At 65.2% G+C, this 23,165-nt stretch carries 21 protein-coding genes and 2 pseudogenes; 9 read left to right on the top strand and 14 right to left on the bottom strand.

Annotated elements, in window-relative coordinates:
- Positions 1–63 precede the first annotated feature (63 nt).
- Positions 64–771, top strand: coding sequence for a TetR/AcrR family transcriptional regulator (locus CF68_RS11805; RefSeq protein WP_035818786.1), 708 nt, complete (start codon positions 64–66; stop codon positions 769–771).
- 17 nt (positions 772–788) lie between these two features.
- On the opposite strand, the gene CF68_RS11800 is transcribed toward CF68_RS11805, so the two are convergent.
- The 4 genes from CF68_RS11800 to CF68_RS11785 all read right to left on the bottom strand — a co-directional run bounded on the left by CF68_RS11800 (position 789) and on the right by CF68_RS11785 (position 5,116).
- The gene (locus CF68_RS11800; RefSeq protein ID WP_035818784.1) at positions 789–1,655 is read right to left on the bottom strand and encodes a xanthine dehydrogenase family protein subunit M; all 867 of its coding nucleotides are present in this window, start codon (positions 1,653–1,655) and stop codon (positions 789–791) included.
- Complete coding sequence (locus CF68_RS11795) at positions 1,652–4,024, bottom strand: xanthine dehydrogenase family protein molybdopterin-binding subunit (protein WP_035818782.1); 2,373 nt, start codon at positions 4,022–4,024, stop codon at positions 1,652–1,654. Before CF68_RS11795 ends, CF68_RS11800 begins: the two co-directional genes overlap by 4 nt.
- Position 4,025: 1 nt before the next feature.
- The gene (locus CF68_RS11790; protein ID WP_035818780.1) at positions 4,026–4,517 is read right to left on the bottom strand and encodes a (2Fe-2S)-binding protein; all 492 of its coding nucleotides are present in this window, start codon (positions 4,515–4,517) and stop codon (positions 4,026–4,028) included.
- A gap of 119 nt (positions 4,518–4,636) precedes the next feature.
- Positions 4,637–5,116: a carbon monoxide dehydrogenase subunit G gene (locus CF68_RS11785; protein ID WP_035818777.1), complete on the bottom strand. Its 480-nt coding sequence runs from the start codon at positions 5,114–5,116 to the stop codon at positions 4,637–4,639.
- 474 nt (positions 5,117–5,590) lie between these two features.
- On the opposite strand from CF68_RS11785, the gene CF68_RS11780 reads away from it, so the two are divergent.
- The 4 genes from CF68_RS11780 (at position 5,591) to CF68_RS11765 (ending at position 10,652) form a co-directional block, all read left to right on the top strand.
- On the top strand, positions 5,591–6,775 hold the full coding sequence (locus CF68_RS11780; RefSeq protein ID WP_035818774.1) for an acetyl-CoA C-acyltransferase: 1,185 nt from the start codon (positions 5,591–5,593) through the stop codon (positions 6,773–6,775).
- Between the two features lie 28 nt (positions 6,776–6,803).
- Positions 6,804–7,595 carry an enoyl-CoA hydratase/isomerase family protein gene (locus tag CF68_RS11775; RefSeq protein WP_035818772.1) on the top strand — a complete coding sequence of 264 codons (792 nt, stop codon included), beginning with the start codon at positions 6,804–6,806 and terminating at the stop codon, positions 7,593–7,595.
- Positions 7,596–7,597: 2 nt separating this feature from the next.
- A complete protein-coding gene (locus tag CF68_RS11770) occupies positions 7,598–9,535 on the top strand; it encodes an acyl-CoA synthetase (protein ID WP_051591500.1) in 1,938 nt (645 codons plus the stop codon).
- Positions 9,536–9,653: 118 nt separating this feature from the next.
- Entirely contained in the window at positions 9,654–10,652 is a 999-nt protein-coding gene (locus CF68_RS11765) for a tripartite tricarboxylate transporter substrate binding protein (RefSeq protein ID WP_035818770.1), read from the top strand.
- A gap of 34 nt (positions 10,653–10,686) precedes the next feature.
- On the opposite strand, the gene CF68_RS11760 is transcribed toward CF68_RS11765, so the two are convergent.
- The 5 genes from CF68_RS11760 to CF68_RS11740 all read right to left on the bottom strand — a co-directional run bounded on the left by CF68_RS11760 (position 10,687) and on the right by CF68_RS11740 (position 14,814).
- Entirely contained in the window at positions 10,687–11,496 is an 810-nt protein-coding gene (locus CF68_RS11760) for an oxepin-CoA hydrolase, alternative type (protein WP_035818767.1), read from the bottom strand.
- A 38-nt stretch (positions 11,497–11,534) separates the two neighbouring features.
- A complete protein-coding gene (locus CF68_RS11755) occupies positions 11,535–12,473 on the bottom strand; it encodes a 2-dehydropantoate 2-reductase (protein WP_035818764.1) in 939 nt (312 codons plus the stop codon).
- On the bottom strand, positions 12,470–12,943 hold the full coding sequence (locus CF68_RS11750) for a MaoC family dehydratase (protein ID WP_035818762.1): 474 nt from the start codon (positions 12,941–12,943) through the stop codon (positions 12,470–12,472). The genes CF68_RS11755 and CF68_RS11750 overlap by 4 nt, the downstream gene beginning before the upstream one ends.
- 66 nt (positions 12,944–13,009) lie before the next feature.
- On the bottom strand, positions 13,010–14,197 hold the full coding sequence (locus CF68_RS11745; RefSeq protein ID WP_035818760.1) for a thiolase family protein: 1,188 nt from the start codon (positions 14,195–14,197) through the stop codon (positions 13,010–13,012).
- Between the two features lie 128 nt (positions 14,198–14,325).
- Positions 14,326–14,814 carry a helix-turn-helix domain-containing protein gene (locus CF68_RS11740; RefSeq protein ID WP_035818759.1) on the bottom strand — a complete coding sequence of 163 codons (489 nt, stop codon included), beginning with the start codon at positions 14,812–14,814 and terminating at the stop codon, positions 14,326–14,328.
- A gap of 254 nt (positions 14,815–15,068) precedes the next feature.
- On the opposite strand from CF68_RS11740, the gene CF68_RS11735 reads away from it, so the two are divergent.
- A complete protein-coding gene (locus CF68_RS11735) occupies positions 15,069–15,845 on the top strand; it encodes an enoyl-CoA hydratase (protein WP_035818758.1) in 777 nt (258 codons plus the stop codon).
- 32 nt (positions 15,846–15,877) lie between these two features.
- Here CF68_RS11735 and CF68_RS11730 read toward each other — a convergent pair whose 3' ends face one another.
- The gene (locus CF68_RS11730; protein ID WP_035818757.1) at positions 15,878–16,312 is read right to left on the bottom strand and encodes a MarR family winged helix-turn-helix transcriptional regulator; all 435 of its coding nucleotides are present in this window, start codon (positions 16,310–16,312) and stop codon (positions 15,878–15,880) included.
- Between the two features lie 324 nt (positions 16,313–16,636).
- Here CF68_RS11730 and CF68_RS11725 point away from each other — a divergent pair, with 324 nt between their 5' ends.
- Together CF68_RS11725 and CF68_RS11720 are read left to right on the top strand one after the other, a co-directional pair.
- Positions 16,637–16,933: an MAPEG family protein gene (locus tag CF68_RS11725; RefSeq protein ID WP_369798861.1), complete on the top strand. Its 297-nt coding sequence runs from the start codon at positions 16,637–16,639 to the stop codon at positions 16,931–16,933.
- 203 nt (positions 16,934–17,136) lie between these two features.
- Positions 17,137–17,475: pseudogene (locus CF68_RS11720) on the top strand (alpha/beta fold hydrolase); the annotation flags it as partial.
- 209 nt (positions 17,476–17,684) lie between these two features.
- On the opposite strand, the gene CF68_RS11710 reads toward CF68_RS11720, so the two are convergent.
- The 4 genes from CF68_RS11710 to CF68_RS11695 all read right to left on the bottom strand — a co-directional run bounded on the left by CF68_RS11710 (position 17,685) and on the right by CF68_RS11695 (position 22,374).
- On the bottom strand, positions 17,685–18,737 hold the full coding sequence (locus CF68_RS11710; RefSeq protein WP_035818752.1) for an alpha/beta fold hydrolase: 1,053 nt from the start codon (positions 18,735–18,737) through the stop codon (positions 17,685–17,687).
- Positions 18,738–19,103: 366 nt separating this feature from the next.
- Positions 19,104–20,705, bottom strand: coding sequence for a DHA2 family efflux MFS transporter permease subunit (locus CF68_RS11705; RefSeq protein WP_035818749.1), 1,602 nt, complete (start codon positions 20,703–20,705; stop codon positions 19,104–19,106).
- Positions 20,705–21,811, bottom strand: a complete 1,107-nt coding sequence (locus tag CF68_RS11700; RefSeq protein ID WP_035818744.1) for an HlyD family secretion protein — start codon at positions 21,809–21,811, stop codon at positions 20,705–20,707. The genes CF68_RS11705 and CF68_RS11700 overlap by 1 nt, the downstream gene beginning before the upstream one ends.
- A 74-nt stretch (positions 21,812–21,885) precedes the next feature.
- Entirely contained in the window at positions 21,886–22,374 is a 489-nt protein-coding gene (locus CF68_RS11695; protein ID WP_035818741.1) for a helix-turn-helix domain-containing protein, read from the bottom strand.
- Positions 22,375–22,421: 47 nt separating this feature from the next.
- Here CF68_RS11695 and CF68_RS11690 point away from each other — a divergent pair.
- Positions 22,422–23,150: pseudogene (locus CF68_RS11690) on the top strand (TolC family protein); the annotation flags it as partial.
- Between the last annotated feature and the right edge of the window lie 15 nt (positions 23,151–23,165).

Raw genomic sequence — 23,165 nt, 5'->3', positions numbered from 1 at the left:
GGTGGGTCACCGGATGGGTTAGCGCTAATATGGAGGCCTGACGACATCTCGACCCGCCATTTCATGACCACCTCCACCACGCGCCCGGCCCGCCAAAGCTATCACCATGGCAACCTGCGGGAAGAAATGATCCGCTGTGGCCGGGAAATCCTGGCCACCAAGGGCGTCCATGGACTGACCCTACGCTCCGCGGCAAAGCTGGCCGGGGTTTCGCATGGCGCGCCGCGCAATCAGTTCGCCGACAAGGAGGGCCTGCTTGCCGCAATCGCCGCCGAAGGATTCCGTGAACTGGTCGCCGTGCGGCGGGCCCGGCTCTCGCCGGAGATGTCCGCCGAGGCGCGGCTGCTCACGATCATGGACGGCTACATCGAGTTCGCCGTCAAGCATCCCGCGCTCTTCTACCTGATGTTCGGGCCGCAGATCGAGGACAAGGAGAGATACCCAGAACTGCTGGAAGCGGGCAGCGCGTCTTACCAGCTCTTGTCGGGTGCAGTCCGGGACTACTTCCAGGAAAACAATCTTGCCGAGCAGTTCGACGACATGATGGTGCGCTGCGCGTGGTCGGCCATGCACGGTGTGAGCATGTTCTTCAGTGCCAAGCCGACCGGACCCAGCCCGCGCCCGCGCGTCGCGCTGGCCCAATGGCGGCAGAGCGTACAGCAATTCGTGTTGACCGGCCTGTTGGCAGCGGGCCAGAAAAAGGCCGCGGCGGCTACCGATGCCGCCGCAAGCAAGCCGAAGGCGAGGTCACGCAGCGCAGCGCAGGCGTAAGCCTCCCCCTCGGTATTTCAGTCTTCGCCGCGCGGCTCCAGCGCATCGACCAGTGCCCGCTTCAGCATCACCCGGCCAAGCTGCAGCCGGTATGCCCCGTCGGCGAAGTTGTCTTCCAGCGGCGTCACGTTGGCGAACGCGGCTTCGACAATGGCATCTACCTTGTCCGGCAAGTCGGCGAAGCTGCCTTCCAGCAAAGCCCCCGCCTCCCATGCGCGGAATGCCGCATCGGCAACACCAGTGATGGCAATCCGTCCCCATGCATAGCCATCTTTGGCAACGCTGATAGCAACGGCCGCCGCAGCCACCGCATAGCCTGACGACGGATGACGGAACTTGCGGTATGCGACCCGGCCCGGAGCCGGCAATGGCACATGGATGCGCGTAAGGACCTCGTCCGGCTCAACGGCCGTGGACATGAAACCGACAAAGAACTCGTGCGCGGGAATGCGCCTGCTGCCTTGCCCGCCTGCCACTTCCATTTGGGCATCCATCGCAAGCGCGACCGCCGGCCAGTCGGCCGACGGATCGGCGTGCACCAGCGCGCCACCAATCGTGCCACGGTTCCTGACTGTCGGGTCGGCAATCACCGTGGCGGCGAGTGGGAACAGCGGGGCCAGCTGCTTCAGTTCCGCGCTCGCCTCCAGTTCGGCGTGGGTGGTGGCGCTGCCGATGGAAACGGAGTCCTCATGGACCACGATCCCGCGAAGTTCAGGCAGGCGGCCGATATCCACCAGCAGTCCAGGTTTCGCCAGCCTGAGCTTCATCATCGGCAGCAAGGTATGGCCCCCGGCCAGGATCTTCGCCTCGGGGTTATGGGCAAGGATGGCAAGCGCCTGCTGCACACTGCTCGCCCTGAGGTATTCGACTTCGTACGGAATCATGTCGCGCTCCGGCTCTCTTGGATGGCTCGCCAGACCTTCGGCGGCGTCAGCGGCATATCGAGATGGGATATGCCAAATGGCTTCAGTGCATCGCATACCGCGGCGACGATGGCGGGCGGCGCACCGACGCAGCCCGCCTCCCCGATGCCTTTGACGCCAAGCGGATTCGACGGCGCCGGAGAGACATGGAAGCCGGTGCGCATGCGCGGGATCTGCTCGATACGCGGAAAGCCGTAGTCAAGCAGCGAGCCGGACAGCAGTTGCCCGGAGTCGTCGTACGTGGCTTCTTCGAACAGGGCCTGGCCGATGCCCTGTGCGATGCCGCCGTGCATCTGGCCGTGGCAAAGCATCGGGTTGATCAGCACGCCCACGTCGTCGACTGCCACATAGTCCAGGATCGTCACCACGCCGGTCTCCACATCCACCTCCACGACCACGGCATGGCAGCCATTCGGCGCTCCCAGGGTGACCGGCTCATAGAAGACGCGCTCATCCAGCCCTGCTTCGAAATCCCGGGGCAGCTGGTGCGCAAGGTATGCCATCCTTGCGACCCGCGAGAACGGGATGACGGTCGGATTTGCTGCGCTTGAGAAATGGCCATCTGCATAGTGCACCTCCTCTTCCGGGATTTCGAGCATGAAGGCGGCGATCCGCCTTGCCCTGGCGAGAATCTTGCCCGCTGCCACATAGGCAGCGCTGCCGCCTACGGGCACGGAGCGTGAATTGAAGGTGCCATGACCCGCCAGCACGCGATCCGTGTCACCCTGCACCACATCGATATCTTCCATCGGCAGTTGCAGGGCTTCCGCAACGATCTGCGCGAAGCTGGTGGCATGGCCGTGGCCTTGCGGCATCGAGCCGCTGAACAGCGTGACCTTGCCGTCGGAATGCACGCGGATATGCGCGCTCTCCCAGCCGCCGCGGTTGAAGCCGACCTTTTCCAGCATCGGCGAAATGCCCATGCCGACCAGCTCGAGATAGCAGGTCACGCCGATGCCGATGTACTTGCCCTGCGCGCGCAGCGCCACCTGCTCCTCACACCAGCGCCGGTAGCCGATCAGCTCGGTCGCCTTGTTCAGGCAGGCTTCGTAGTCGCCGGAGTCCCATTTGCCGCGCGCACCGTCATGCGGCAAATAGGGAAACTGATCGGGCTGCACCAGGTTGCGGCGCCGCAGCTCGACCGGATCCATGTCCAGCTCCCCCGCTACAGCGTCCATCAGCCGCTCGATAATGTATGCGGCTTCTGGCCGTCCGGCGCCGCGATAGGCATCGACCGGCGTGGTATTGGTTGTCACCAGATTCACTTCCGCGTCGACCGACGTTATCTGGTAGTTGCCCGTGATGTAGTTGACCGTATTGACGGTAGGGATCCCCGTCGCCATGTTCGACAGGTAGGCGCCGAGGTTGGCGAAGGACCGCAAGCGGATCCCCAGCACTTTGCCGTCGCTGGTGACGGGCGCCTCCACATACTCGGTATGCGCGCGGCCATGGGTGGTCGCGACGAAGTTTTCGCTGCGCGTCTCCGTCCAGCTCACCGGAAGTCCAAAATGCCTGGAGGCGAACGCCACCAGCACCTCTTCCGCATAGAAGTGCATCTTTGCGCCGAATCCGCCACCGATATCGGGCGCCACGATCCGGACCCGGTGCTCGGGCCAGCGCAGGGTCTCCGCCAGCCAGCGTCTCGACATATGCGGAACCTGGGTCGGGACGATAAACGTCAGGCGCTCGTCGACCGGGTCGAAGCTCGCGCACAAGGCGCGCGGTTCGAGCGGGCTCGGAATCAGGCGCTGGTTGACCAGGCGGATCGAGACGACGCGGTCGGCCCGTTTCAATGCGTCCTCGTAGCTGCCGCCCTTGAGCCGGAAAACGCCGATGCGATTGCCGGGCACGTTATCGTGAAGCTGCGGCGCGGTGTCTGACAGTGCTGCTTCCGCATCGACGACGGGTGGCAACGCTTCGTAGCCGACTGCGACAAGTTCCGCAGCGTCCGCGGCAATCTCGCGGGTCCGGGCCACCACCATCGCCACGGCTTCCCCTACGTACCGCACCCGCTCGGCCGCAAGCGGAGGATGCGGCGGCACCTTCGAATTGCCCACTACCCAGTTCGGCCGGATGTCGCCAACCTTGCCCTGGATGTCCGCATAGGTCAGGACACCGATCACGCCGGGAAGCGCGCGCGCGGCCGAGGTATCGATCTCGCTGACAATGGCATGGGCATAGGGCGACCTGACGAAAGCCGCGAAGACCATGCCCGGGAACTGGTGGTCATCCGTAAACCTGCCCTGGCCGCTCATCAGCCGCTTGTCCTCACGACGCCTGACCGATTTGCCAATGTACTTCGTTGCACTTCCGTTCAGTGCTTCGCTCATCTCAGGCCTCCCCATGTGTGACGGACGGCGTTCGCTGCAGCCTGGTCGCGGCAAGAAGCACAGCATCGACGATGTTCTGATACCCGGTGCAGCGGCACAGGTTGCCGTGCAGCGCTTCCCTGACATCGCTTTCGGCCGGCTCAGGCTGGTGCACAAGCAGCGCTCGTGCCGCAAGCAGCATCCCCGGCGTACAGAAGCCACACTGCAAGCCATGAAGTTCGTTGAAGGCTTGCTTGAGTACGGCTGTCGTGCAGTCGTGCTCCATGCCTTCAATCGTGTGAAGCTCGCAGCCGTCGGTCTGTGCGGCAAGCACGGTGCACGACTTCACCGTCGTTCCGTCCACCAGCACCGTGCAGGCTCCGCACTGGGAGGTGTCGCAGCCGATGTGAACGCCGGTCAGGCGTTTCTGGTCCCGCAACAAGTGCACCAGCAGCCGCCTTGGCTCGATCTCGGTGGTACCTGTTACGCCATTGATGGTGTTTTCTATTTTCACAGTCGCCTCTGTGTCTCCGTTAGCACCTTCAGCATCGGCACCCGTGGTGCCTATAGTATTACGATCATCATACTAAAGGGGCAAAAAAAATTCCGGTGTCCTTCCCGACCTGCCGCAGCTCATTCAGCGGAAGTTGCCAGCGAACCACCAGGACTTGCCTCCTGGCTTACCAGCTTTTCAAAGCGGGAAAAGAACTCCGCCAGGAACTTGTTCGCCACCGATCCCACCAGACGGGACCCGATCTGTGCGAGCTTTCCTCCCATCTGCGCTGCGGCCACGTAGTGCAGGGAAGTGCCGCCCTCGACGTCTTCCAGACGGATATCGGCGCCCAGCTTGCCGAATCCCGCGACGCCACCGTTTCCGCTGCCTTCGATGTGATAGCCGATGCCCTCCTGGTGGCCGGTGAATCGGGCCGTGCCCTTGAAGCGTGCCTTGATCGGTCCGACGGCCGCAACGATGACTGCGTCATAGTCACCGTCATCCCCCTGCTGGTATTGCTCGCATCCCGGCAAACACCGCTGGAACGTCGCCGGATCGTTCAACCGTTTCCAGACCTCTGCCCTGGAAGCCTTGATTACCTGTGCGCCAGTGAATTCCAATGTTTCCCCCTTTCGGTTTCTGCTACTTCCGTCACAGCGGCCGGCCCGAAACCGCGAACGCCCGCGCCGCTTCGTCACCGCCTGGCTGAACACCAATCTATCCAGCGTCTATATCGTAGGGAGCGCGTCGGCCAGCGTCAAGGAACGGGGAGCCGTTTACGCCTAGTGGTAACCCTAGCAGCGAAGCCCTTTCGCTCATTCGGCCAGCACTGCGATGCCCATGCATGATCAGGCTGGTAAACCCGAAACTGCCCAATGTTTTCTTGACGCGGCCGAGAGCGCAATCCTAGTATGTAGACAGTGGATACACCGAGCACCACAGAACGACTAACGGAATAAGGCAGGGCAGGCATCCAGCCCTTTCAGCTCTGCTCACCTTCGTTCCAGTCCCGGACGCTCGCCTAATGTATCCACTGTCTATATTTGATTCTGCCGACTTCGAACGCCGGCCCCATCCACGTCCAAGGAGAACCCATGTCTCGCGCAGTGATCGTTTCATTTGCCCGCACCCCGATCGGCAAAGCCACCCGAGGCGCCTTCAACATGACCCATGGCGCAACCATGGCGGGCCATGCCATTCAGCATGCCGTCCAGCGCGCGGGGATTGACGGCGCGGAAGTCGAGGACATCATCTTCGGCTGCGGCCAGCCCATCGCCGCCACCGGTGGCAACGTCGCCCGGCAAGGCGGCATCCGCGCGGGCCTGCCGGTGTCCGTCAGCGGCACGACGCTGACCCGCTTCTGCGCGTCCGGCTTGCAGGCAGTCGCCTTTGCCGCACAGCGTGTGTTGATCGACAAGGTGCCGGTAATGGTGGCGGGTGGCGTCGAATCGATCAGCCTGTCACAACCGGTCACGCTGAAGGTTGCCCAGCAGGAAGCGTGGCTGGCGAAGAATCGCCCCGATGTTTACCTGCACATGATCGATACCGCCGAAATCCTGGTCGAGCGCTACGGCATGACGCGGCAGCGCTCCGACGAGTTCGCGCTGCGCAGCCAGCAACTCACCGTGGCAGCCCAGAAGGCTGGCCGCTTCGCGGACGAAATCGTTCCGCTGGCATCGGTCAAGTCGGTGAAGGACAAGGTGACCGGCGAGACTTCGACGGCGGAGTTCCTGCTCGAGGCGGACGAAGGTGTCCGTGCCGACACCACGCTGGAAGGACTGAGCGTGCTGCCTGCCGTGAAGGGCGAGGGTTACCAGGTGACGGCCGGCAATTCGAGCCAGTTGTCTGACGGGGCCGCGGCGCTGGTGGTGATGTCCGAACGTGAGGCCGAACGGCGTGGCCTGGAACCGCTGGGCTACTTCGTCAGCCTGGCCACCGCTGGGGTGGAGCCGGACGAAATGGGCATCGGCCCGGTCCGCGCAGTCCCGCGCCTGCTGGAACGCAACGAGCTTTCCATCGATGACATCGACCTGTGGGAACTCAACGAAGCCTTTGCCTGCCAGGCGCTGTATTGCATTGACCAGCTCGGCTTGCCGCTCGAGCGCGTCAACGTCAACGGCGGCGCGATTGCCGTCGGTCACCCGTATGGCATGACGGGCGCGCGCCAGGCCGGCCACATCTTGCTGGAAGGACGCCGCCGCAAGGCCAGGTATGGCGTCGTGACCATGTGTGCCGCCGGCGGCATGGGCGCGGCCGGCCTGTTCGAGTTCATCCACTAAGCATCCAAGAGCGACAACGGAGACACCGATGCCCGACATCACCGAATACGACACCGTGTTTATCGACCGCGACGGTCCCTGCGCCGTCGTCACCATGAACCGGCTGGAAAAGTACAACGCGCTCAACACCGGGCTGCGCACCGACCTTTACGCGGCGCTGTCGTCGCTGATGGCCGACCGGACGGTCCGCGGGATCGTCCTTTGGGGCGGCACCAAGGCCTTCGTGGCCGGCGGCGACATCCCTGAGATGCTGGCGCGCCGCCCGATTGAAGCCTTCGTCCCGACCAGCGGCGCGCCCGACCTGTGGGCGCTGGTCCACCACAGCACCATCCCCGTGATCGCCGCCATTGCCGGGCCTTGCTTTGGCGGTGGCTTGGAGCTCGCGATGGCGTGCGACCTGCGCGTGGCTGCGGACAACGCCCTGCTGGGGCAGACCGAAACCAACGTCGGCCTGATACCGGGACGCGGGGGTACCCAGCGGCTGACCCGGCTGGTTGGCGCGACGCGCGCCAAGGAAATGATCTTTACCGGCGAAATCATCAAGCCGGACGAGGCTTACCGCATCGGCCTTGTCAACAAGGTGGTGCCTGCGGGCGAATTGCTGGCAGAGGCGAAGGCCTACGTGCACCGTATTGCCGAGAAGTCTCCGCACTCGATCGCGATGGCCAAGCTGATGATCAACAACGGCCAGGATGCCACGCTCGATACGGCGCTGATGCTGGAACAGCTGGCCTTTGCCACGCTCTTCAGCACGGAAGACATGCACGAAGGCGGCGCAGCGTTCCTCGACAAGCGCCGTCCGGTCTACCGGGGAGTCTGATCATGACCCAGCTCAACACACGTGTGCAGGCTGCGGCCACCCTCGCGCAAGCAGACCCCTACCGCCCCCGGCTGACAGTGACCGCGCTTGCCGATATCCGGCGCTTCGAGCAGACGCCGCTTTCCGACCGGAGCCTGCCCGACAGCACTTACGAGCTGCTGCGCCTGGCGCGCGACCGTGCGCCCGAGGCGCCCGCCCTGCATTACTTCAGCTCCGGAGACGAGCTGGCCAGGTCGGTCACCATCACCCATGCGCAGATGTTCGGGCGCATCACCCAGACCGCCAATCTGCTGCACTCGCTGGGCCTGGGCCCGGATGACGTCATTGGGGTGCTGATGCCCGTGACGCCTGAGTCGCAGTACGCGATCTGGGGCAGCGAGGCGACCGGCATCGCCTGCCCGGTCAACTGGATGCTGGAGCCCGAGATTATCGCGGCGCTGCTGCGCAATGCCGGGGCCAAGGCGGTGATCGCCTATGGCCCGGACCCGGATATCGAAGCCTGGAACAAGGCCATGCTGGTGCGGCGTGAGCTGCCTGACGTGAAGCACTGGATCAAGGCCGGCGGCGGCAAGGCAAGCGAGGAAGGGATCTTCGACCTCGACGCCAGTGTTGACCGTTTCGATGACGGGGCGCTTGACAGCAGACGGGTGTTCTCGCCGCAGGATACGGCTTCGATGTTCCATACCGGGGGCACCACCGGCACGCCCAAGCTTGCGCTGCACACGCATGGCAATGAAGTGGCGATGGCATGGGTCAGCGCCATGCAGATCGACGTGCAGCCTGAGGACGTGCGCGTCTGCGGGGTGCCGATGTTCCACGTGACAGGGGTGCTGACCAATTGCCTGATGCCGCTGGCCCGCGGCGCATCGGTGGTGCTGCTGACGTCCAGCGGCTGGCGTGATCCCTCGGTGATACGCAATCTCTGGCAGATCGTCGATCACTTCGGGGTCACCGCGCTGGGCATGGTCCCCAGCGTGGTCAACATGGCGCTGAACATCCCGATCGGCGACGCCGACATCAGCTCCCTCAAGGCGGCCAGTTGCGGTACGGCGCCGCTGTCGGTGGCCGTGGCCGAGGCGTTCGAGCAGAAGACCGGCGCGATGATCTTCGAGGGATACGGGCTGACTGAAGGCACCGCGCTCAGTGCAACCAACCCGCGCTATGGCCAGCGGCGCATCGGCTCGATTGGCCTGCCCATGGCCTACCAGCAGATGAAGGTCGTCAAGGTCGCGGCCGGACACATCCAGCGCGACTGCGAGCCGGGCGAACCTGGCATCGTGGTGGTGCGAGGTCCCAACGTCTTCTCCGGCTACCTGAATCCCGAGCAGAACAAGAGCATCTGGTTCGAAGGCGGCTGGTTCAATACGGGCGACCTGGGCTATGTGGACGAGGATGGCTACTTCTGGCTGACCGGCCGGGCCAAGGACCTGATCATCCGCGGCGGCAACAATATCGATCCGCGCATGATCGAAGAGGCGCTGTATCGGCACCCCGAGGTATTCGATGCCGCCGCGGTCGGCCTGCCTGACGCGCATGCCGGGGAACTGCCGGTCGCGTACATCGCGCTCAAGCCGGGCAGCACCTTCCCGCTCGGCCGCATCAAGCACTACGCCTATGAGGTGATCCCGGAACGCGCCGCCGTGCCCAAGCAGTTCTACCTGGTCGACGCCATCCCCAAGACTGCCGTCGGCAAGATCCAGAAGAACACGCTGCGCAGCGACGCAGTACTGCGGGCGCAGCGGCAGATGCTTGCCGAGGTCAACACGGATACGCCGGTGCCCCTGGTTGATATCCGCATCGAAGACCGGGGCGACCAGGGCATCCTGTCCACGCTGGTGCTGCCCGCCACGCTGAGCAACGAAGATCGGGAGATCGCGGTGGCAACCATCGGCAAGGCGTTCTCGACGCTGACCATCAAATACGCGGTGGCCTACGAATAGTCCGTTCACCGAAGCAGGGCCTCGCCAGAGGCAGTGCAGGCCGGCAGCGCCTCACCCCGACGTATCCGTCACCACGGGTATGAGCTGCCGGCTTGCAGAACCAATAATGGAGACAACCATGACTATCCAGCTTTCGCGCCGGCGCCTGCTGCAGGCGGCGTGCGCCGCACCGGCAATGCTTGTGCCGTCCTTGCTGCGGGCTGAAGCAGCCTATCCGGGCAAGCCGATCGTCGTCAAGGTCGCATTTCCCGCTGGAGGCCCGGCGGACGAATCGATCCGCGCGGCAGCCGTCGTGATGAAAAGGAGCCTGGGGCAGAATGTTCTTGCCGACAACCTTCCCGGCGCAAGCGGATCGATCTGCGCCATGAACGTGCTGCGCGGCGCCAACGATGGCTACACCTTGCTGGGCACGACCGGCATCGACTTCCTGGTCGCGCCACTTACCATCGCATCGGCGAAGTATTCGCCGGACAAGTTCAGGCTGGCAGGCTTCAGCGGGATTTCGGACTTCATCCTGGTGTCGAATCCCTCGTTGTCGTTCAAGAACGTCGACGAGGTCATTGCCTACGCGAAGAACCCGAAGAACCGCCCGCTGTCGCTGGCGCATTGGGGCCCCGGCTCGGGACCCCACCTGGTCGGGGCCGACTTCCAGGCCCGCACCGGCGTACGCTTCCTGGAAGTCCCCTACAAGGGCGCGGCGCCGGTCACCAGCGACATTGCCGGTGCACAGGTAGACCTGACTTTCATTCCCATGGGAGGTCCGACTTACGGGATGATCAAGGCCGGCCGCTTCCGGCCGATCGGTGTCGCCAGCAAGGCCCGGCATCCGTCGTTGCCCGATGTGCCGGCGCTGTCGGAATACAAGGACCTGGCCGACTTCGAGTACAGCCAGTGGGCGGGCGTGCTGGCTCCGCCGAATACACCGGATGCCGTGACGGCACGGGTGGTGGAGGCCATGAATGCGTGGGTGGGCAGCCCGGAAAACCGTACCCGGCGCGCCGTCAATCTCCAGCGCGCGATCGAGCCGATGACAATGGCCCAGGCGCAAGCCTTCCTGAGCAACGAACACACCAAGCTGACCCGCATTGCCAAGAGCCTCAAGCTGGCCGGGCAATAAGGCCCGATGGCACTGCGGTCAGCCTGTGCCGCGGCTATGCCGGATCGCCGCGGCGCAGTCTGGCGAAATCCGCAGGACGTTTCCCCAGGAAGGCGGCAATGCCTTCCGCGGCTTCGGCGCTGCCCTGGGCCACGGCCATCGCGCCCCGTTCAGCCTCGAGTTGCTCATCGAGCGAGCGCTCGTGCGCATGGCGGCACAGCGCCTTGATTGAACCCAGTGCCTGCTGGGGGCCCTGGGCAAGCCGCGCCGCCAGCGCGATCGCCGCTGCGCTGGCCCGTCCCGCCTCAACCAGTTGATTGACGACGCCGAAGTGCTGCAGTTGCTCTGCCGTGATGCGGTCGCCAGTCAACGCCAGCTGCGTCAGCACCTGCCGCGACAGGCTCTGCGCCAGCAGGCCGGTGATGCCGCCATCCGGTGTCAGCCCCACCTTCACATAGGCGATCGAGAAAGCTGCGCCGGCGGAAGCCACCAGCAAATCGCAGGCCAGTGCCAGCGAGAAGCCCGCACCTGCCGCACCGCCTTCGATCGCTGCGACGATCGGCTTGGGAAAGTCGCGCAGCTTGCACACCACGTCGTGCAGATGCCCCAGCCGCTCGATGCGCTCCTCGTAGGTCAGCTCGCGCCGCTTGCTGATCAATTCCAGGTCGCCGCCCGCACAGAAGTAATCGCCGGCCCCGGTCAGCACAATCGCGCCAACCGCCGGATCCGCTGCGGCGTTGGCCAGCGCGGCGCGGATATTGTCGTAGAGATCCGCCGCGATGGCGTTGCGTTTGCCCGGATTGTTGATGGCAAGGACCAGCACGCTGCCTTCCGTGCGCTGCAACAGGGAGGAAAAGGTAGTCATGTCGTGATTCGTGATTTTGATGAATGAGCGAAGACTGCTCAGCCAGCAGTCTGGTGCGCAGCGCGCTGGCGCTCATAGACCTGCAGGTGGCAATATGCCGCACGGCTCAGTGGAAGCTCATGCCCGTACCCGGCCGCGCGCTTGATGAGGTCGCCGACGATGGCGTCGGCTTCTATGCGTGGGGCGCCCTGCGCAATATCCCGCATCATCGAGGCAGCCCAGGTCGATGCTTCGTCCAGCAGTCGGGCGTGCATGGCAGCGGCAACGGGTTCGGGGATGGAATGGCCGTACAGTTGCGCCACCGTGCGGCACTCCGCAATCGCGTCAAGCATCAGGCGGCGGCCATCCTGTGTCTTCATGATGTCCGCCACGGTCCCGCGCATCAGGCATGTCATCACTGCGCCGGCGGCAATCATGGCCCACTTGTTCCACAGCTCCTGCCCGATGGCGCCCGACAGCTCGCGCGTACCCGCCGACCTGGACACCAGCGCATGGAAATCCGCGGCCAATGCCGACGCCTGCGCGGCGCGGGGGCCGACTACCAGCCGGTCCATGCGGCCGGCGTGCACGACGGTTCCGTCCGCCGCCAGCGTGGTCGCGATGTATGCGACTCCACCCAGCACGCGTTGCCTGCCAAAGCACTGGTCGAGCCGGTCATAGGCGTCAAGGCCGTTGAGCAGGGGCAATACCGCAGTGTCCCGGCCAACGGCCGGGCTGATGGCCCGGATCGCGTCGGCAAGGTCGTAGGCCTTGCATGCCAGCAGGACCAGGTCGAACTGCGCGCCGACCTGGCCGGCCAGGACCATCTTTACCGGGCGATGGAAGTCGCCAAGCTCGCTGCGCACGGCCAGGCCAACCCGTTCCAGTGCCCGCGCGCGGCCGGGCCGCAACATGAAGGTGACATCTGCGCCCGCCTCGATCAGGCGCGCGCCATAGTAGCCGCCCATGGCCCCGGCGCCGAGTACAAGAATCTTCATGATGCCTCTGCCTGCGCGGCGGCTGCGGGGCGTCGCTGGACGATCAGGTTGGCGGTGAAAACCTGCACTGGCTCGTCGGCCTGGTTGAAGGTCGTGGTACGCACCTTCACGATGCCCTGGTCAGGGCGCGATTTCGAAATCCGCACTTCCAGTATCTCGCTCTCGATATGCAGCTCATCGCCGGGGCGCACCGGTTTTGGCCAGCGCAGTTCCTCGAAGCCCGCGCCGAGGATGCCGCCTGCGGGCCGGAATTCGCCGTCGACCAGCAGGCGCATCGTCAGCGCGGCGGTATGCCAACCGCTCGCAGCCAGTCCACGAAATAGCGTGTCGCGGGCGGCGGCTTCATCGAGATGGAAAGGCTGCGGGTCGAACTCGGCGGCAAAGGTCTTGATCCTTTCAGGCTCGACGGTCAGCCGCCCCGAACCGTATTTCTGGCCCGCCGCGAGGTCCTCAATGTATTGAATGTTCATTTTCTCCTCCAGATGGTTTGTGCTGACCTCTGCGATCAATGCACGCCCGTTACGAGAACAGACGGATCAGGCCAGCGCCTCGAGCGCCAGGGCAATCCCTTGTCCGCCGCCGATGCAGAGCGTGACGATGCCGCGCCGTATGCCGTCGGCCCGCATGGCATGCAGCAGGCGCGTCGTCAGCACCGCGCCGGTCGCACCGATCGGATGGCCGTGGGCAATGGCACCACCGTCGACGTTGATGATGTCGTGCGGCAATCCGAGCTCGGCCGCGACAGCCAGCGGCACCGCGGCAAATGCTTCATTGATCTCGATGCGTTCAATGTCGCCCAGCTCCCAGCCGGCGCGTTGCAGCGCCTGCCGCACCGCCGGGACCGGGCCCAGCCCGAACATGCCGGGCTCCACGGCCCCGACACCATAAGCGACCAATCGTCCCTTCGGCTCCAGCCCCCTGGCTTCAGCCAGCGAACGTTCGGCAACGATCATGGCCGCTGCGCCGCTGTTGAGTCCGGGCGCATTGCCGGCGGTAATGGTGCCGTCCGGGCGAAACGCCGGCTTGAGCCGGCCGAGCGTAGCGAAGCTGGTATCGGGGCGGTTGGCTTCGTCCACTTCGAACATGACCGTGCCGCCCTTCCCATTGATGGCCACCCCGGCAATCTGGCCGGTGAATCGCCCGTTCGCCTGCGCCAGCGCGAAATTCCGCTGCGAACGCTCGGCCCAGCGGTCCTGGGCCTCGCGGGTCAGCGCGTAGCGGGCGACAAGGTCCTCGGTATGCCATCCGGAGTGCTCGCCGGAGAAGGCGTCGAACAGCCCGTCGTGCAGCATGCTGTCGTACAGGACGGAATCGCCCATGCGCTGCCCCCAGCGGCCGGACGGCATCAGGTATGGCGCGCGATCCATGTTCTCCATGCCGCCGGCGACAGCGATGTCGACATAACCGAGCCGCACCTCGTCCGCTGCCGTGGCGATCGCCTGCGCTCCCGAGCCGCAGACGCGGTTGACGGTCATCGCCGGAACCGAAACCGGCAGCCCTGCCCCGATGGCAGCCTGACGGGCCGGGTTCATGCGGTTGCCGGCCTGGATCACGTTGCCGAACACCACGCTGCCGACCTCGCCTGGATCGATTCCCGCCCGTGCCACGGTTGCCCTGATCGCTGCGGCGCCGAGATCAGCCGCCGGAACTCCCTTCAATGAGCCGTTGTAAGCGCCAATGGCGGTCCGCACCGGCTGGCACAGCACGACATCTCTTGCATTCATCGAATTCTCCTTGCCGAACACCCAGTATCCATCGGTCGCACGCACTTCAGTTGAGGCGCCATGCGGAATACGCCCGGTGGCCGGGTCTTGAAGGTTGCAATAGGAATTGGCTGCGCGGGAAATCCGGCTCAGGCTTCTGCCGAGCGGGACAGCCGCTGGCGCACGCGGTCGCTGGCGGCGGGGCCGGGCGCAAGGTGATAGTCGGCATCGGTGACCGGGCGCCCGTTGGCGGCGTCGACCAGCACAGTCTCCACGCGCACGCCGGTGCGCCGGTTCGTCAACTGCACGCTTTCGCCTTCGGGCGCGAGATGCTTGTTGCCCCAAGCCAGCATCGCCAGCAGCACCTGGCGGAAATCGCGCCCGCGCTCGGTCAGGATGTACTCGGAGCGGGGCGGGCGGTCGCAATACTGGCGACGCTCAAGCATGCCTTCTTCGACCAGCGAGTTCAGGCGGCGCGTGAGCATATTGGGCGCGATATCCAGGTTTTGCTGGAACTCGTCGAACCGGGTCACGCCGTAAAAGGCTTCACGCAGGATCAACACGCTCCAGCTGTCGGCAACGCGGGCCGCGGTGCGTGCGATCGGACATGGCGTTTCACCAAGTGGCTTCCTCTGCATGACCGGCTTCCATGAAAGACCTACTTGCTATCGATTTGAAAGTTAGTCTAGAGTAGTCACTATCATCATGCAAGTTCGTTTTTTGATTGTGCTGTCTTCCTTGCCCTCGATGCGCCGCTGCCCGGGCGCCGATTCCGCACATTGCCCGGTCCCAACGGGTTTACTTCGCACGCGAACCATCTATATACTTCGCATGCGAACTTAATCGCGATACCTGCACGGCAGGCGTGCAACCCTCACCTGGAGACCGACCAATGACCCCGGAAATCCGCATAGACCTCACCGGCGGCGTGCTGACCATCACGCTTGCCCGGCCGGACAAGATGAACGCCTTGACGAACGAGATGTACGGCGCGCTTGCCGACACTATCGAGCAGGCACAGCAGGACCGGGCTGTCCGGGTATTGTTGTTGCAGGGGGACGGGAACACCTTTACCGCCGGCAATGATCTCGGCGAATTTGCGGCAATCGCATCGGGAAATGGCCCCGGCGAACGTCACGTGCATCGGTTCCTGCGCGCCCTTGCCAATTCGACCGTACCGATCGTCGCCGCGGTCAATGGCAAGGCCGTCGGCGTCGGGACCACCATGCTGCTGCACTGTGATTACGTCGTGCTCGGCCAGGACGCGCAGCTGATCACGCCTTTCGTCAATCTCGCCCTGGTTCCCGAAGCGGCGTCGAGTTACCTGCTCCCGCTGCGGATCGGCCACGTCAGGGCCTTCGAGATGTTCGCGCTGGGCGAGCCGCTTGACGCGCAGACCGCCGTGGCATGGGGCATCGCGAACAAGGTTTGCGCCAATGACCAGCTGCGCACGGACGCGCGCCGGATGGCCGAGAAGATTGCCGCGAGGCCGGCCGGCTCCCTGAGCGCAATGAAACAGCTCATGCGCGATGCGGAAAAACTGGTTTCGCAGATGAACAGCGAAAGCGCCAGGTTCGAGGAGCGGCTGGCCAGTGCGGAAGCCCGGGAGGCATTCACCGCCTTCGCCGAAAAACGCAAACCAGACTTCACCAGGGTTGCCGGGCAGTAAGTCGACTGTCTCGCTTTCCGGCCGCTGCCAGGCTAAACCTCGCCCTCGTCGGCGGCCGGAAACTTTGTCTGCAGGCTGGTCAGCCAGCGCGCCACCACGTCGATCTCGGCCGCGGTGAAACCTTCAGTCAGCCTGGTATTCAATACCTTCATGCTCGCCTTGGAACGCTGGCGCGCCAGGCGCCCCGCCTCCGTCAGCCACAGGCGCGAGGCACGGCCATCGTTCTCGTCCGGCCGGCGCTCGATCAGGCCGGCCCTTTCGGTCCGGTCGGCCAGGCCGCTCATCCCAGGCGCGCCCAGGTCCAGCGCCGCGGCAGCCTCGCTCGTCAGCGCGCCATCGTTGCTGCCCAGAAAGAAAAGCAGCCCGGCCTGGGCTGATGTCACGCCACCCGCCGCAGTGCGCGCTTGTGACCACCGGTGCAGGCGCCGCTGGCCCACATTCAATAAGTAGACGAGGCGATGTTCCATGTCTGGGGCGCCACAAGGGATAAGATTTGATTCGCATGCGAATCTTATCACGCACCCGGTGTCCCGAATAGCGTGGACCGGGGGCAGTCGCAGTTCTCGATGCTGTCGGAACTGGTCTGCCAGCGCCAGTGCAAGGTCGCCTCTTCCCCGGCTTTCTGATGCGCTCCCGCAGCGCTTTCCCGCGGTTCGCGTCGAAGACGAGCGCATCTTGGACAAGTCCGATTCGGTTCATGTTGTCCTGAAACGAGGGAAGTTCGTCATTCGGGACATAGGCCAGGACCCTATCCTGAAACTGTCACCTCGGTGCAGCGATCCAGGGTCGGCGTGCTGAGCGGCTACCCATCCGAGCCCGATCAACTGCTGGCACGGCTGATTCGCGCTCACGGCAACACCACCGAGTACGCGCCGTTCCTTGCGGTGCTCTTCTTGTACCTCGGAACTCAGCATCCGCCTGGCTGGGCGATCTGGTGCATGGCAGGTGCAACTGCCTGCCGCGTGCTGCTGGTGGTTGCACTGCTTGCCTGGCCCTCCATGTCCAAACCGAATCCGGCGCGCGCCATTGGTGCCTTGGGAACGTACGCCTTCGGGACAGCCCTTTGCGTTGCCGCCCTCGCCGTCTGAGCCGGGCTGCCGATGCCGGCAGAGCGGCCACTGTCCAATCCCATTAGTACCTAACCCTGAAGGGGAATCGCATGAGGACATTGAAAACGTTCATCAAGACTGCAGCGCTCGTTGCCGCTGTCAGCAGCATTGCAGCCGCTGCGGGCACGGCCGCAGCCGCACCGGCTGGGGACAGCCGCACTACCACGGTGGTGTTCGTGCACGGCGCCTTTGCCGACGGATCGTTGACCAAGGACGAGATGCTCGACGACATCACGCTCTACTGGCTCACCAACAGCGCCACTTCGTCAGCGCAGCTTTACTGGGAGAACAACACCAACAACTTCAACGTTGCGGAGCAGATGACCGCGCAGATCAAGGTCCCTGTAGGCGTGACGGTATTTCCCGGCGAGCTCTATCAAGCCCCGCGCACCTGGGCCGAGCGCGCCTACCCCCGGCTGACCTACTTCAACAAGGTCGACAAGGGAGGACACTTCGCGGCATGGGAAGAGCCGCAGCTGTTCGCTCAGGAGTTGCGCGCAGCGTTCAAATCGCTGCGCTGAGCGCGGCCGGCGAGCGGCGGCGGGCGCTGAGGCATGGCAATGCCTTCAGCGCCCGAGCCGCCCGAGTTTCGTGCCCGCTTCTCCGCGCGCATGGTCCGGGGCATGCCCGACCATGCGCACCGATGGCCTGCGCCGCCCAGCTCCGATGCCAGCGCCGACAGCGTCATGGCAGCCAGCATCAGCAATCTGCGCATTGCGCCCCGCATGCGTCAGCGCCTGTCGACATCGAGCACCGCCTGCGCAAACGCCGTGGGCGCTTCCTGCGGCGGGTTGTGGCCGATCCCGCCCGTCAGTTCCCGGTGCTCGTAGCGGCCCGTGAACTTGCTGGCATAGGCGCTGGGCTCGGGGTGCGGCGCGCCGTTGGCATCCCCTTCGATGGTGATGGTGGGCACGCCGATGGCGGGTGCCGTGGCGAGCCGCTTCTCGATGTCGTCGAACCTGGCTTCGCCGGTGGCCAGGCCCTGCCGCCAGCGGTAGTTGTGGATGGTGATTTCGACGTGGTCGGGATTGTCGAAGGCGGCGGCGCTGCGGTTGAACGTCGCATCATCGAACTTCCATTGCGGCGATGCCAGTTTCCAGATCAGCCTGGCGAACTGGTGCGTGTACTTCTGGTAGCCGGCGCGGCCCCGATCGGTGGAGAAATAGAACTGGTACCACCACTGGAGCTCGGCCTCAGGCGGTAGCGGCTGCTTGCCGGCTGCCTGGCTGCCGATCAGGTAGCCGCTGACCGAGACCAGCCCCCTGCAGCGGTCCGGCCAGATCGCCGCCATGATGTCGGCGGTGCGCGCGCCCCAGTCAAAACCGGCCACGACGGCGTTGCGGATATTCAGCGCGTCCATCAGCGCGATCATGTCGGCGGCTATCGCTACGGGTTGGCCGTTGCGCATGGTGTCGGCAGACAGGAAGGACGTCGAGCCAAAACCACGCAGGTGGGGAATGATCACCCGATAGCCGCGGGCCGCCAGCAGCGGTGCCACGTCGGCAAAGCTGTGGATGTCGTAGGGCCAGCCGTGCAGCAGCAGCGCGACGGGCCCTGTGGCGGGGCCGGCCTCGGCGTAGCCGATATTAAGCACGCCGGCGTTGACGTGCTTGACCGGCGCGAAGCTGGCATGGGTGCCCGGCGTGGTCAAGGGCAGCGGCGCCGCCTTCGACACACCGGTTTGCGCGCGCGCGGCCTGCGGCAGCCCGAACGGCACGGTGGCCAGCGTCGCTGCCGCTGCACCCAGAAAGCCTCGGCGAGGCAAATCGACTGTCTTCGACATTTTCTTCTCCGGTTTGCGTGATCAATGTGAGCACGAGTCTAGGAGGCCATGGCAAGCGGCATGTGTCGGATTTCAGGGGATTTGTATCGCTGTGTATTTATCCGCGATTGCGAGATACGAGGATACAAAGCGGCCCGGCTGAAGGACTGGCACGCCAGTCAGTCGGACGACTCTCCCGGCAGCACGCCTCGGGGCATTGGCCTGCTACCCGTATCTGGAAGATTGCAATAAGCATTGGCTGCACGAGCGCACGCTACACCGGTGTCGCGCGGGCGCTCACCCGCATACGCCACCGTGGCACTCCCCGCGATCAGCGCGACAGACAGGAACCGCTTGAACAGATTGATTTGCATGGTCTTGCCCTCATCAATGCGCATCTGCCGACGGGCCCTTCGGCGCCCCAACCTTGCGCATCAGCGGCACCATGGCGGTGGCGATCGCGAAGCAGACCAGGATCAGCAGGAAGATGTCGCCAAAGGTCTGGGTCTGCGCCTCGCGCCAGGCCAGCCCCCACAGTTGCCTGAGCGCCGCGGTCTGCGCATCGAGCGCATCGTGCCCGACCGCGACGAACTGGTCGCTGATCCCTTGCAACAGGCTGCCCATGGCTTCATTGCCGATGTTCAGGTGCTCTGCCTCGCGCAGGAAGTGCATGTTGCCGCGGTTGTTGAGCGCGGTCGCGCAGGCCGCGATGCCGATGGCCCCGCCCAGGTTGCGCATCAGGTTGAACAGCCCGGACGCAAGCTTGAGCCGCTCCGGCGGCAGGCTGCCCAGGGTCAGCGTCACCGTGGGCGCCACCGCGAACTGCTGGGCCATGCCGCGCAGCGCCTGCGGCAGCAGCAATTGCGCCGCGCCCCAGTCGTGCGTGATGGGCGCGAAGTACCACATCGACACCGCGAACAGCCCCAGGCCGATCATCATCAGCCAGCGCAGGTCGACCCGGTTGGCCAGGAAGGCATAGAGCGGGATCGACGCCATCTGGAACACGCCCGTCGAAAACACCGCCAGCCCGATATCCAGCGCGCTGAAGCCGCGCACGCGCCCCAGGAACAGCGGCGTCAGGTAGATGGTGGCAAAGATGCCGATGCCGGTGACAAAGGAGAAGAAGCAGCCAAGCGCGAAGTTGCGGTCCTTGAGCGCGCGCAGGTCCACCAGCGGGTTGGCATAGGTCAGCGTGCGCCAGATGAACGCCACGCCCGACAAGCCGGAGATCCAGGCGGTGGCCAGGATCACGTCGTCGCCGAACCAGTCCCAGCGCGGCCCTTCCTCCAGCGTGTATTCGAGGCAACCCAGGAACAGCGCCATCAGCACCATGCCCAGGTAATCGGCACCGCGCACCAGCGACCAGTTGGGCCGGTCGACCTTGACCAGCAGCGGCACGGCGATGGTGACGAAGATGCCCGGCACCAGGTTGATGAAGAACAGCCAGTGCCAGGAATAGTGATCGGTGATCCAGCCGCCGATGGTGGGCCCCAGCGTCGGCGCCAGCGAGGCCAGCCCGCCCACCGTGGCGGCGGCGATGACGCGCTGGGGGCCGACGAAGAAGGCAAAGGCCGTGGTGAACACCATCGGGATCATCGAGCCGCCCAGGAAACCCTGCAGCGCCCGGAACACGATCATGCTGTTGATGTCCCACGCCACCCCGCACAGCAGGCTGGCCACCGTGAAGCCCGCCGCGGAGGCGGCGAACAGCCAGCGCGTCGACATCACGCGCGACAGCCAGCCGGACAAGGGAATGACGATGATCTCGGCGATCAGGTAGCTGGTCTGCACCCAGACGGTTTCATCGGCGCCGGCCGAGAGCGCGCCGCCGATATCGCGCAACGAGGCGGATACGATCTGGATATCCAGCAAGGCGATGAACATGCCCACGCACATCGTGCTGAAGGCGAACACCTTGGCGGCGGTGGACATCTCGTCCGGCATCGCCGCCACGGCGGACGCAGCGGTGGTCTGGGTGGCCGTGGTCATCACTGCACCTGCTTGCCTGGCTGCGTGTTGACCTGGGCGATCACCGACAGGCCCGGGCGCAGGACGCCAAGCCGGGCGTCCTGCTCGTCCAGGCGGATCCGCACCGGCACGCGCTGGACGATCTTGGTGAAGTTGCCGGTGGCATTCTCCGGCGGCAGCACGCTGAACTGCGCACCGGTGGCGGGCGCCAGGCTGACCACGTGGCCATGGAAGACCCGCCCCGGCACAACATCGGCTTCAATCTCGACCGGCATGCCCGGGCGCATGCGCGCCAGTTGCCCTTCCTTGAAGTTGGCGTCGACCCACAGCCCGCTGGCCGGCACGATGGACAGCAGCTGGCTGCCGGCACCGGCAAAGGCGCCGACACGCGCGCGCCGGTTGCCCACGGTGCCGTCCACGGGCGCGCGCAGTTCCGTATAGCCAAGGTTCAGCTTGGCGATGTCGCGCTCGGCAATCGCCTGCGCCAATGACGCCTGCGCCTGCTGCTTCTGCGTGCCGATCACGTCCAGCTGGCGCTGCGCGGCCAGCAGCGAGGCACGCGCCTTCTCGCCATTGGCCTGGGCCTGCTTGTAGTCCGAGTCAGCCTTCTGCGAGCTCTGGATGGAGACAGCCGCCTTCGCCACCAGGCTGGCGTAGCGCACCTGGTCGTCGCGCGCCCGTACGGTGTCTGCATTAGTAGCCGAGATGCCAGCCCTGGCCTGGGCGATGACCGCCTCCTGCAGGCGCGCGGTGGCATCCAGGTTTGCCAGCAGTGCCTGTTGCGCGGCCACGGCGCCTTCCGCCTTGGCCAGTGCGGCGCGGTAGTCGCGGTCGTCGATACGCACCAGCACGTCGCCCGCGTGGACCGTCTGGTTGTCCGTCACCGTGACTTCCGCGATGTAGCCACCGACCTTGGCGCCGATCACCGTGACATCGCCGCCGACATAGGCGTCATCGGTACTCTGCAGGTGGCGAGCCGTTGTCCACCAGTGGTAGCCGTAGCCGATCGCGGCCAGTCCGGCGACAACCAGCGCGCCGGTCGCCAGCAGCCGCCTGGGGCTGGCCTTGGATTTCGAAGCGGGAACGGGTTCGGTACCCGCCCTATCAGTCAGCGTATTACTGCTCATGGCACTTCCTTTCTGCTTTCAAGGCTTACCCCGCCTGCGAGGCGGAATAGGTGGAGGGTTCGGGAGAGTTCGGGTCAGGCCTCGGCCGAGCGGTTCAGCCGTCGCCGCAGGCCGTCGGTAGCCGCCGGGCCGGGGGCGATGTGGAAATCGGGGTCGGTGACAGGGCGGCCGCTGGCGGCATCGACCAGTACCGGCTCGACACGCTCGCCGGTAAGCCGGTTGGCCAGCTGCACGCTTTCGCCTTCGGGCGCGAGATGCTTGTTGCCCCAGGCCAGCATGGCCAGCAAGACCGGGCGGAAGTCGTTGCCGCGCTCGGTCAGGACGTACTCCGAGTGCGGCGGGCGGTCGCAGTACGGGCGCCGCACCAGCATGCCCTCCTCCACCAGCGAGTTCAGGCGGTGGGTCAGCATGTTGGGCGCGATGCCCAGGTTGTGCTGGAACTCGTCAAAGCGCGTCACACCGTAGAACGCTTCGCGCAGGATCAGGACGCTCCAGCTGTCGGCGACGCGGGCCAGCGTGCGAGCGACGGGGCACGGGGTTTCAGCAAGCGGCTTTCTCTGCATGACTGGCTTCCTCCGAAAATGGGGTTGCTATCAATTTGAAAGTTAGTTCACAGCTGGCACAGACCCGCGTGACCATCCCGCCGCTGCAGATCGAGCTGGAGACACAACTGAACCGCCTCGATGTACTGATGGGCGCGCATCCAGGCACCTATGCCGCCGAACTCCTGACGCCGACCGAACGCACCGCCGTGCCGCAGATCGCCGTGGCGCAAGGTCCGGCCAACCTGCTGCAACGCCGCCCGGACGTGATTGCCGCGGAGCGCCGGCTGGCGGCATCCAGTGCCCGCATCGGCGTGGCCACTGCCGAGTACTACCCGAAGCTGTCGCTGTCAGCGCTGCTCGGCTTCGAGAGCCTCTCCGCCGGCAAGCTGTTCACCGGGTCCGCCTTCCAGCCCGCCGCGATCGCGGGACTGCGCTGGCGGCTGTTCGACTTCGGCCGGGTCGACGCCGAAGTGGCGCAGGCCAAGGGCGCCAACGCCGAAGCCCTGGCCACCTACCGCAAGGCCATGCTGCGCGCCACCGAGGACGTGGAGAACGCGATCATTACGCTGACCCAGCTGGAGTTGCAGGGCAAGGAGCTGACCGTGGAAGTGGCTGCCCACGCGCGCTCGCGCGGCGCCGCCGAGGACGCCTACAAGGGCGGCGCGGTCAGCCTGTTCGAAGTGCTGGAGGAAGACCGCCTGCTGCTGGCCGCGCGCGACCAGCAGGCACGTGTGGGCGCCGACAATGCGCGCGCGGCAGTGGCAACGTTCCGTGCGCTGGGGGGCGGCTGGTAATGTGGCGGGCGGCGG

It is taken from the genome of Cupriavidus sp. SK-4 (genome assembly GCF_000611125.1).
GTDB classification, from domain to species: Bacteria; Pseudomonadota; Gammaproteobacteria; order Burkholderiales; family Burkholderiaceae; genus Cupriavidus; species Cupriavidus necator.
Note: the sequence above shows the minus strand (reverse complement) of the source record. Positions and strands in the feature narration are given on the sequence as shown.

Coding starts and splice junctions, on each gene's coding strand:
- CF68_RS11805 (WP_035818786.1), top strand. CDS start 64: ATGACCACCTCCACCACGCGCCCGGCCCGCCAAAGCTATCACCATGGC.
- CF68_RS11800 (WP_035818784.1), bottom strand. CDS start 1,655: ATGATTCCGTACGAAGTCGAATACCTCAGGGCGAGCAGTGTGCAGCAG.
- CF68_RS11795 (WP_035818782.1), bottom strand. CDS start 4,024: ATGAGCGAAGCACTGAACGGAAGTGCAACGAAGTACATTGGCAAATCG.
- CF68_RS11780 (WP_035818774.1), top strand. CDS start 5,591: ATGTCTCGCGCAGTGATCGTTTCATTTGCCCGCACCCCGATCGGCAAA.
- CF68_RS11775 (WP_035818772.1), top strand. CDS start 6,804: ATGCCCGACATCACCGAATACGACACCGTGTTTATCGACCGCGACGGT.
- CF68_RS11770 (WP_051591500.1), top strand. CDS start 7,598: ATGACCCAGCTCAACACACGTGTGCAGGCTGCGGCCACCCTCGCGCAA.
- CF68_RS11765 (WP_035818770.1), top strand. CDS start 9,654: ATGACTATCCAGCTTTCGCGCCGGCGCCTGCTGCAGGCGGCGTGCGCC.
- CF68_RS11760 (WP_035818767.1), bottom strand. CDS start 11,496: ATGACTACCTTTTCCTCCCTGTTGCAGCGCACGGAAGGCAGCGTGCTG.
- CF68_RS11755 (WP_035818764.1), bottom strand. CDS start 12,473: ATGAAGATTCTTGTACTCGGCGCCGGGGCCATGGGCGGCTACTATGGC.
- CF68_RS11750 (WP_035818762.1), bottom strand. CDS start 12,943: ATGAACATTCAATACATTGAGGACCTCGCGGCGGGCCAGAAATACGGT.
- CF68_RS11745 (WP_035818760.1), bottom strand. CDS start 14,197: ATGAATGCAAGAGATGTCGTGCTGTGCCAGCCGGTGCGGACCGCCATT.
- CF68_RS11740 (WP_035818759.1), bottom strand. CDS start 14,814: ATGCAGAGGAAGCCACTTGGTGAAACGCCATGTCCGATCGCACGCACC.
- CF68_RS11735 (WP_035818758.1), top strand. CDS start 15,069: ATGACCCCGGAAATCCGCATAGACCTCACCGGCGGCGTGCTGACCATC.
- CF68_RS11730 (WP_035818757.1), bottom strand. CDS start 16,312: ATGGAACATCGCCTCGTCTACTTATTGAATGTGGGCCAGCGGCGCCTG.
- CF68_RS11710 (WP_035818752.1), bottom strand. CDS start 18,737: ATGTCGAAGACAGTCGATTTGCCTCGCCGAGGCTTTCTGGGTGCAGCG.
- CF68_RS11705 (WP_035818749.1), bottom strand. CDS start 20,705: ATGACCACGGCCACCCAGACCACCGCTGCGTCCGCCGTGGCGGCGATG.
- CF68_RS11700 (WP_035818744.1), bottom strand. CDS start 21,811: ATGAGCAGTAATACGCTGACTGATAGGGCGGGTACCGAACCCGTTCCC.
- CF68_RS11695 (WP_035818741.1), bottom strand. CDS start 22,374: ATGCAGAGAAAGCCGCTTGCTGAAACCCCGTGCCCCGTCGCTCGCACG.